Origin of the sequence: Zhenhengia yiwuensis, from assembly GCF_014384995.1 — a bacterium.
GTDB lineage: Bacteria > Bacillota > Clostridia > Lachnospirales > Cellulosilyticaceae > Zhenhengia > Zhenhengia yiwuensis.
The window spans coordinates 1-8,908 of the sequence record NZ_JACRSY010000061.1 but is presented as its reverse complement, the minus strand read 5'-3'; the positions used below and the strand labels follow the sequence as shown (position 1 = coordinate 8,908).

The window sequence follows — 8,908 nt, the reverse complement described above, 5'->3', positions numbered from 1 at the left end:
ATAAAAGGTCTTACAACAGCAGAACTAAAAGACATCCTTATATCCGGCGAAGAGATAGAATCAGATGAGCGTTTAAGAGAAAGATTCTTTTTAAATGTTCGTATGCCAGCTACCTCCGGAAATGTCCATCATTATAAAATATGGGCCACAGAGGTTGAGGGTGTGGGGGATGCCAAAATATTCCCCTTATGGAATGGTCCAGGTACAGTAAAGGTACTTATCACTAACGCAGATAAGCTTCCTGCTGATAGAAGTTTAATCGATAAAGTCGCTTCACATATAGAAGAAGTAAGACCAATAGGTGCAAATGTAACAGTAGTAGCACCAACACCTAAGACTCTAGATATTCATGTAACCCTAGAAATAGGAACAGATGTATTATTAGAGGCTATTAAACAGAATCTAAAGACAAAGATACAAGAGTACCTTCAAAGTATTACTTTTAAGAAAAATATTATCTCATATGCTATCATAGGAAGCTTGATCTTAGACGTTGAGGGTGTAATAGACTACACAGACTTAAAACTGAATAATACAGCAGCTAACATAAGATTAACAGAAGAAGAAATACCTACTATAGGAACCTTAGTAGTGGAGGTGTAAGGTGGGACTTAAGCAGATTTACAATTTTATAGCCAGATTAAACAAAAGGGATAACCCTTATACGATTGTAGACGAACAAGTTATATTAACAGAGGGCAAATGGGAAGGCTTTTTAGCGCATGATCAAGTTATAGAGAAAACCATAGAAATTTACACCTTGCCTAACAAAGAGGGGGAGCGTGTATTCGCCTATACTTTAGATAAAAAAGAAGAGGTTTGGAAGACCTATCTTAAAGTCTTTAGTCAATCTGAGGTTTTATACATTACGTATGAGACTTATGGAGATACGGTAGAAGCTGAAGATATCAATCAATTACAAGGTGCAGCTTACTACTTAGAAAACTTCATAGAGAATGTGAAGAATAAACTGGCTAGTCATGATGAAGATAAAGTAAGGCATATTACAGGTAAGGAAAGAGAAAGCTGGAACAGTAGGGCCTTTCAAAAGGATTTAGAGGTTACCAATCAAAATTTACAAATGACAAACGAAAATCTAGAAGCCACTAATCAGAATTTAGGCTTAACACAGTAAGAGCTACTAAGTCATAAAAATGCAAAGGATAATCCTCATGCTGTGACTAAACATCAAGTGGGACTAGGCAATGTAGAAGATATACAACAAGCTTCTAAAGCGGAGTTTATTTTACATAAGGAAGATTTAAGCAATCCACACCAGGTCACTAAGGATCAAGTTGGTTTAGGAAATCTGGATAATATCCAACAAGCCTCTAAAGTTGAGTTTAATACTCATGCTACGGATAACATTAAACATATTACTTCATCGGAACGTAACAACTGGAATGATAAATATACAAAAGCTGAAGTTGATAATAAGCTTGCAAGTTTAGAAACTAAAATTGACTGGAAAGAGTCGGTGGCAACTTTTGAGGATATAGCAAGCACTTATCCTAATCCAGTTGATGGCTGGACTGTAAATGTAAAAGATACAGATTACACTTACAGATATAGTGGTACGGAATGGGTTGTAATAAGTGCCAATGCTATTCCTAAAGCGACAAGTCAGGTTGATGGGCTTATGGCCAAAGAGGATAAGACTAATCTAGATGATATGAATAGTAAAAAGCATACTCATAGTAACAAGAGTCTTATCGATACACTCACACAAGTATTAATTAATAACTGGAATAGTGCCTTTACGCATATAAGTGATGCGATTAAACACATAACAGCAGCTGAAAGAACCTTGTGGAATACAGTCTCAAATAAGGTTGATAAGGTAAGCGGAAAAGGATTAAGTACCGAAGATTATACAACAGTTGAAAAAAGTAAGTTATCGGGTATAGAGGCTAATGCTAACAGATATGTACATCCTAATGATGCCAATACAAGGCATGTAACAGATGCAGAAAAAACTACATGGAATGGAAAGGCCAATGCTTCTCATGGGAATCATGTGCCTGCAACTCAATCAGCTAACAATAAGAAATTTCTAAGGTGCGATAATACTTGGCAAGATGTAACACCAGGTAATATTGGGGCGGCCCCAGCATCACATACTCATGATGAGAGATACTATACAGAATCTGAAGCGAACGCTAAGTTTGTCTCCAAAGAGGATTTAGGGGCTGCTGGATATGGTGATATGACTAAAGCAATCTATGATACTAATAACAGTGGTATTGTAGATAAAGCTGAATCCGTTGCATGGGCTGGTGTTACTGGAAAGCCATCAACATTTCCACCGAGTTCTCATAATCATGATGGCTCATATGCTACAAAGAATTTAAGAGCCAGTCATTATACACGGTTTACTGTAGGAGGAGAAGCAAATAAGTATTATCCTGTAATTATTAATGATGGAAGTCCATCATTTGGAGCTTGTCATTTAAGTATATCGAGAGGGTATAATTGGACAGCACCTGATTCTTGGAATACTGCTACACATAGAGGTGGCTTAACATTAGGTATACTTTGGAATGGAGATAATTATTGGGGTGGAAATAGTGGAAGTTCTTACGTTGTTACTATGTTTGATGAATCTTATACAACTATGGTAGGTGGCTTATCTTATTGTACATCAGGGTTAGTAGTATGGTTAAGAGGAGGAGGCGCACAGTATCAAATCGAAAGTGATTAAGGGATTGCCACGACAGTAGAGGTTAAATTAACGGACTTTACGGATAGCGCTAATAGAGTATTCCCAGTAAGAAGTAATACAAACTCAGTGGAAGTAGAAGTTAGAGTAAAATTTACCAATAGGTCTGGGGCCTTATACGACCAAGGGGCGAGGGTATATTCACCAAAGAATAAACCTACGGCTGCAGATGTGGGAGCATTACCTAAAAAAGGGCTTACTTGGAATGATTTAAAGGGGGTGTAATCAATGAGTTATAGCAAAAACTTGTATGGAGAATCCTCCTATGGATCATCTCAAGAAAGTATTCGTGATGAAATTATAGAAGTGGACTTAATGAAATATTTACCTACCTATTGGCATGAGATAGAGCAAATGAAAGTCCTTCAAGAGATTTTAGGGAAGAACTTAGCTGAAGTTATAGCCTTTAAACAAGATTTACTTAACCAGATGTTTATTGAGACAGCCACTTGGGGCTTATCAAGATGGGAAAAAATATTTGATTTGCCCATTGAAATAGAAAAAAACTATTCGTTTAGAAGAGAACGTATTAAGGCCAAGATTAGGGGTTCGGGAACAACAACGAAACAACTCATTATAAACATAGCCAGTGCCTTTTCAAATGGAGAGGTAGAAGTAATAGAATACCCTAATGAGTATAGGTTTGTAGTTAAGTTCGTAGGTGTAAAGGGAGTGCCTGCTAATATGAAGGATTTAACAAGCTCCATAGAAGAAGTTAAACCTGCACATCTAGCATTTACTTTTGAATATACCTATAACTACTGGAACAATTTAAAAGCCTATACGTGGTCAGCTTTATCCATACACACATGGGATAAGGTAAAGGTCATATAGAAAGGAGTAATAGAATGAAAAATACTACCAATTATGGACTAAAGAAACCGGATGGTACGGATGCAGTTGATATTGCTATTATCAATCAGAATATGGATACCATAGATACAAGGATGAAAAGTAATGCTACTCAAATCGACGATTTGAAAAATAACAAGGCGAATACTTCTCATGGGAATCATGTGCCTGCCACACAAAGTGCGAACAATAAGAAATTTCTAAGGTGCGATAATACTTGGCAAGATGTAACACCAGGTAATATTGGAGCGGCAGCAGCATCACATACTCATGATGATAGATACTATACAGAAACAGAAATTAATACTAAGTTAGATGCAAAAGCTAATACTTCACATACTCATACAAAATCACAAATAACAGATTTCCCAACATCTTTAACTGCTAATGGTGGTAATGCTGACACAGTAGACGGAAAACATGCTTCTGATTTTGCAAGTGCGACAGGTATAAATAATAATCTCAAATTAGGGCAATACGTAAAATTTTATGATTATGATGATGGTGATTCAGATACTACCATGAAACAAGCATACCTTAGAGATGGTAAATGGATTACAGGATTTACTGATATAACCGTCATGGGAAGTGGTACAGGTTTCCAACAACAAATTAATGATTTAAAGTCTATTGTAAATAAAGGCGGTGGCGATGTGGCTGGTAAAACTTATGTCAAAGCAACTAAAACAGTTGCAAATACAGGAAATCCTAACAGTAATTTAGAGGTGATTAATTATACAAACTCAAAAGGTGGCGTTTGTAAGATTTCACAATTTGGTAGTGCTAAAATGCAAATTATAGTGGATGGCGCTATGGTACTAGATGGTGCTGGAAGTAATTCTTATTATTCAAATCATGAATTTATACAGGGGAATGCGTTAAGTGAGAGTTACGGAGAATTACCGACTTATCCTTTTAAAAACAATGTTAAGGTCGTGGATAGGTCATCAAATGCAGGAACACGCGTCTATACAGCACATTTCTATGTTAATAGCTAAGGAGGGAGACGATGAGTATGAAATATTTCATAACGCTTGATGAAGAATTTAATATTGGAATGTTATTAGAGAGTCCCTATGAACCAGAGGGCGATTATATAGAAGTATCCTATGAGGAATATATTCAAGCAAGGCAGTATGCGAAATTTAATCCAGAAACGAGGGTGTTTACAGAAACGCTTAAGCTTGAACCGATAGTGAGTCCTCATGAAAAAATGACAGAAGGTATTAAAAACTCAGTTGAGACAACAAGTGAGGATACATTGACAGCGATGGAACTCCATATGGATACTAACACGAAAGTCGAGACATCACAATCCGATGTCTTACTCCTTATGGAGATGTTCGTTATGCTAGATGAAAAACTTAATCAGTTATTAAAGCCTAAGCAGGCTTAATAAGATAAAAAGAATCAATTTAAAGGAGGTATCATCATGATTGATACAACACAATACCCAGTACAAGTAAGAGCAAATGCAAGATTAGTGGATGCAGGTAGAAAGAAAGTAGAGCAATGTCCAGTGGCACAACAAACGGAAATCTGTGTAGTCCTTATTGCTGATCATGATTGGAAGTTGGAACAGATTCCTCAGCAATTTGTAGAAGAAGTAAAAAAAGAACTTGGCTTAGTAGAATAAAAGAATGATTGGTTAACTGAATAAAGGCATAGAGAAGGCACTAGAAATAGTGTTATTTTTTATGCCTTTTTATAGAAAGGATGATAGGAAATGTCTTTACCAAAACAATATCTTAATCAAGCAAGTGGAATAGAGCATCAAAGAGGAAGTAACTGGTGTACTAACCATGCAGTAAGTACTTTATTAGAAGCACAATTCGCTAGGGTTTATGGAAGCATTACCCCTCTTAGTAATAGCTGGGCTATGATGTTATCTAAGAAGGTAGATGGCAGACCAGATGCAACAGGAACACCTCTAGAAAAACTTATGGATCAAGTCTGTCAATATGGTATGTGTACGGAAGCTTTATATCCTACATGGGAAGATAAGGATTACAATGACAACAAGTTCTTACCTACTACGGATGCTATGTATGAAGAAGCTAAAAAGTTTAAGCCAAAGAAACGTATAGACATTAAAACGACAGATATTGAAGGGATAAAGCATCATATTGTAGAGAATGGTGGGTGCGTTGCAATTGTTAAGTTATACAAAGAGCACACATTCCCTATACAAGGATGCGTAGTTAAGCCAGCTAAAGGTAGCGAACCTAATGGCTTACATGCTATTTGGATATGTGGTTACATAGAAGATATGCCTAAAACGATAAATGGAGTGACTTATAAAAACTGGTTTGTTATGCAAGAGTCTTATGGTACTACAAGAGGCTACAAAGGCTATTTATTTGTTCCATATGAGGCGTTTATAGAAAGGTGGACAGGCCTTTATAGTGCAGATACTTATATTAAGAGTGTACATACTTTTGAATTAGATTCAAATCTTATCAAGTATCCTCATTTCCATGATAAGAATCAAGTGGACTTCCCATGCACTACGATTGAATTAAAGGTAGGTTCTAAAAATGTACAAGTTAATAAGGTAGAGCAGGTGATGGATTATCCTGCAACGGTAGAACAAGGTACAACTTTAGTGCCTTTTAGATTTTTATGTGAGACATTAGGATATACTGTGCGGTATTCAAGTTTAGATAAGGTTATTACAGCCTATAGTAAGATGCATAATCAACTTATTACGATGCAGGTAGGCAGTAATGTTATCAAATCCGAACAAGGTGGTAAGGTTACTCAGGTAAAAATACCTGTGCCTGTAAAAGTAGTAAGCGGCTATACGCTTATTCCACTTAGGGCCTTTGCAGAGCTTACAGGTGCCAAAGTGGATTATAATGCAGGAGATAAACGGATAACAGTTAGAGGGTAAAAGGGCTATGGAAAAAGACGATGTAGTAGAAATCAAAGAACGATTAACCAAAATAGAAGTGTTATTATCAGAAAAGGTCGCTGCCCTAGAGGGGCGAGTTGCAAAACTGGAAAGTAACCAAGCATGGTTAGTAAGAACGCTTATAGGCGCAGTTGTACTAGGGCTTGTTGCATTATTAGGACTATAGAAAGGGGATAGATTATGAAACTAACGACACGTAAAATTATGGCATTAGGGTTTAGTGGAGCTTACATATTATTTGTAGGCTTTTGTATTTTTACTAATAAAGCTGTTCCAAGTGAGTTTGTAGCTATTGTAAGTACAGTTGTAGGTTATTACTTTGGCAAAAGCACAGCTTTAGATACACCGAAAGGAGAAGTTTATCATGAGTGATCTAATAAAACAATGTAGAGATGTAAAAAAATTATCAGCACAGGCTCAAAAGGCTTGTGCTCTTTTTATGGAAGAATGTGAAAGACAAAAATTAAATGTGCTTATAGTAGAAACATTAAGAACAAAAGAAAGGCAATATTTTTTAGCATGTCAAGGAAGAACAGTACCACAGGCAAAAGCTATGGGAGTACCTGCAACGTTTGCTGAGAAATATGCTAATCCATCAGAGAAACAAGTTACTTGGACTTTAGATAGTAATCATTTAGGTGGTATGGCTTTTGACTTCTGTAAGAATGTAAAAGGGCAAGAGTATAGTGATAAAGCATTCTTTAATAAGTGTGGTGAAATTGTATCTGACTTGGGATTAGAATGGGGAGGAGCCTTTGGAGACTCGCCACATGTTCAAGTACCTAAGGGGTGGAAAGAGCCAATTATTAAAGAAGATGAAGAACTCAAAAAGGCAGTGACTAAGATCATTGATAGTGGAGTAAAGATTAATGATGCAAGTTGGAATCGGTTAGATAGAATTAATCTGAAGAACGTACCAGCACTTATTAGTAAGATAGGGATTAGGCTATTTGATGTAAGTACTTATGATACGGCAGTAGCTAAGATGGTAGAGGTTAAGATTATTAATAGTCCTGATATATGGAAGAATAAGAAGTATACAGAGCAGAATGTAAGAGATTTAATCGTTAAGGTTAGTGGTTATTTGGGGTAAGCTTCAGCTTACCCTTTATTTTTGGATTAAAATATAGATTTATTAAAGAATTGCTTTAAAAATAAATTTTAAATAAGCAATTTAAAGAGTAACTAATAAAACTATAAAAAAGAAATTCATTAAAGTAGTGAAGTATTATACATAGTATTTTGTACTATGTAAATAATATACATAGTATTCCATGTTGGATAGATATACTGAAAAGCAGAAAGGATCATTATTATGGAAAATACAGATACTATAAAATTACTTCAAGAATGTGATGCTGGTATTAAAATGGCAATTGCTTCTATTGATGAGGTGTTAGAAAAAATTTGTAATGTTGATATGAAACAATTGCTAGAAGAAAGTAAAAAACATCATGAAAAATTAAAGACTGATATACATTTTTTATTGAAGAGTTATAACAGTGAAGAAAAAGACCCAAATCCTATCGCAAAAGGTATGTCATGGATGAAAACTAATATGAAAATGAGTATGGATTATAGTGATAAGACAGTAGCAGATCTTATTACTGATGGCTGTAATATGGGAATTAAATCTCTAAATAAGTATCTTAACCAATATAACATGGCTGATACTTCATCTAAGGAGATTTGTATAAAACTAATTTCTATTGAAGAACAATTATGTAAAGAGCTTCGTAAATACTTGTAAAAAAGGATTAAAAAGTATACTATAACAAGAAATATGCTTATAAAGAGAAAGGTAGCCCTGTGGGTCTACCTTTATTTTTTTGTTCAAATACTGATTTTATTAGGAGGGGTATTCATAACTCTATAAATATTGTTAAGTTAAAAATATAATTTTAGATAGGACTAGATGAAAGCTTGGTTCTATTTTTATGCATAAAATGACAAATCTCTATTTCTGAATTCGAACATTTGTTCTATAATAATTATGCAAACCCCCTTACAAGAGTTGTCTATTACCCCCTAATAGTAGACATAGTAAAAATGTATTTGTTTTTAGATCATGGCAACATGGTCTTATTTTTTTGCTTACAGTATCATTTATTTTAGACTTACTACTTTAAATCTATTATTTACAAATAAGTAATAAACAGATATACTTAAAAGTAGATACAAAACTAGCATAAGTCCTTAGTGTTCGCAAGAAATTGTAAGCTACATGTGCTGTAGTCGACTTAAGGCAGGGTTTTATTTTTTTATTATTTGTAAACAACGCCATTTAGTGGCATAAAGAAGACCGTTTTATAAATAAAGAGATACTTTCTTAATTGAAGGTACTTTTTGTTTATAATATAAAAAATAAGGCTAGATCTTCGGTTCTAGCCTTATTTTTTATGTAGGAATATTTTTTTGCAAAG

12 protein-coding genes are annotated in these 8,908 nt (G+C 34.9%); all 12 read left to right on the top strand.

The features are described from left to right. Window positions 1-603: baseplate J/gp47 family protein (locus H8718_RS19055; protein ID WP_249334584.1), on the top strand; the 603-nt coding region annotated here is incomplete at its 5' end. Window position 604: 1 nt separating this feature from the next. Next, the gene (locus tag H8718_RS19050) at window positions 605-1,135 is read left to right on the top strand and encodes a hypothetical protein (protein WP_249334583.1); all 531 of its coding nucleotides are present in this window, start codon (window positions 605-607) and stop codon (window positions 1,133-1,135) included. A gap of 42 nt (window positions 1,136-1,177) precedes the next feature. Beyond that, window positions 1,178-2,701, top strand: a complete 1,524-nt coding sequence (locus H8718_RS19045; RefSeq protein ID WP_249334581.1) for a hypothetical protein — start codon at window positions 1,178-1,180, stop codon at window positions 2,699-2,701. A 246-nt stretch (window positions 2,702-2,947) separates the two neighbouring features. Next, window positions 2,948-3,553 carry a putative phage tail protein gene (locus H8718_RS19040; RefSeq protein WP_249334579.1) on the top strand — a complete coding sequence of 202 codons (606 nt, stop codon included), beginning with the start codon at window positions 2,948-2,950 and terminating at the stop codon, window positions 3,551-3,553. A 14-nt stretch (window positions 3,554-3,567) separates the two neighbouring features. Next, complete coding sequence (locus H8718_RS19035) at window positions 3,568-4,569, top strand: hypothetical protein (RefSeq protein ID WP_249334578.1); 1,002 nt, start codon at window positions 3,568-3,570, stop codon at window positions 4,567-4,569. Window positions 4,570-4,580: 11 nt separating this feature from the next. Then, complete coding sequence (locus tag H8718_RS19030) at window positions 4,581-4,967, top strand: hypothetical protein (protein WP_249334576.1); 387 nt, start codon at window positions 4,581-4,583, stop codon at window positions 4,965-4,967. 36 nt (window positions 4,968-5,003) lie between these two features. After that, window positions 5,004-5,207, top strand: a complete 204-nt coding sequence (locus tag H8718_RS19025) for a hypothetical protein (protein WP_249334574.1) — start codon at window positions 5,004-5,006, stop codon at window positions 5,205-5,207. Between the two features lie 90 nt (window positions 5,208-5,297). Next, window positions 5,298-6,464 carry a stalk domain-containing protein gene (locus H8718_RS19020; RefSeq protein WP_249334572.1) on the top strand — a complete coding sequence of 389 codons (1,167 nt, stop codon included), beginning with the start codon at window positions 5,298-5,300 and terminating at the stop codon, window positions 6,462-6,464. 7 nt (window positions 6,465-6,471) lie between these two features. Continuing rightward, complete coding sequence (locus tag H8718_RS19015) at window positions 6,472-6,651, top strand: hemolysin XhlA (protein WP_249334570.1); 180 nt, start codon at window positions 6,472-6,474, stop codon at window positions 6,649-6,651. 14 nt (window positions 6,652-6,665) lie between these two features. Continuing rightward, window positions 6,666-6,857 (top strand): hypothetical protein, encoded by a 192-nt coding sequence (locus H8718_RS19010; RefSeq protein WP_249334568.1) that lies wholly within the window; start codon window positions 6,666-6,668, stop codon window positions 6,855-6,857. After that, window positions 6,850-7,578 carry a M15 family metallopeptidase gene (locus H8718_RS19005; protein ID WP_249334566.1) on the top strand — a complete coding sequence of 243 codons (729 nt, stop codon included), beginning with the start codon at window positions 6,850-6,852 and terminating at the stop codon, window positions 7,576-7,578. The genes H8718_RS19010 and H8718_RS19005 overlap by 8 nt, the downstream gene beginning before the upstream one ends. A 222-nt stretch (window positions 7,579-7,800) precedes the next feature. Then, on the top strand, window positions 7,801-8,235 hold the full coding sequence (locus H8718_RS19000; RefSeq protein WP_249334563.1) for a hypothetical protein: 435 nt from the start codon (window positions 7,801-7,803) through the stop codon (window positions 8,233-8,235). The last annotated feature ends 673 nt before the right edge of the window (window positions 8,236-8,908 follow it).

Coding starts and splice junctions, on each gene's coding strand:
- H8718_RS19040 (WP_249334579.1), top strand. CDS start 2,948: ATGAGTTATAGCAAAAACTTGTATGGAGAATCCTCCTATGGATCATCT.
- H8718_RS19035 (WP_249334578.1), top strand. CDS start 3,568: ATGAAAAATACTACCAATTATGGACTAAAGAAACCGGATGGTACGGAT.
- H8718_RS19030 (WP_249334576.1), top strand. CDS start 4,581: ATGAGTATGAAATATTTCATAACGCTTGATGAAGAATTTAATATTGGA.
- H8718_RS19025 (WP_249334574.1), top strand. CDS start 5,004: ATGATTGATACAACACAATACCCAGTACAAGTAAGAGCAAATGCAAGA.
- H8718_RS19020 (WP_249334572.1), top strand. CDS start 5,298: ATGTCTTTACCAAAACAATATCTTAATCAAGCAAGTGGAATAGAGCAT.
- H8718_RS19015 (WP_249334570.1), top strand. CDS start 6,472: ATGGAAAAAGACGATGTAGTAGAAATCAAAGAACGATTAACCAAAATA.
- H8718_RS19010 (WP_249334568.1), top strand. CDS start 6,666: ATGAAACTAACGACACGTAAAATTATGGCATTAGGGTTTAGTGGAGCT.
- H8718_RS19005 (WP_249334566.1), top strand. CDS start 6,850: ATGAGTGATCTAATAAAACAATGTAGAGATGTAAAAAAATTATCAGCA.
- H8718_RS19000 (WP_249334563.1), top strand. CDS start 7,801: ATGGAAAATACAGATACTATAAAATTACTTCAAGAATGTGATGCTGGT.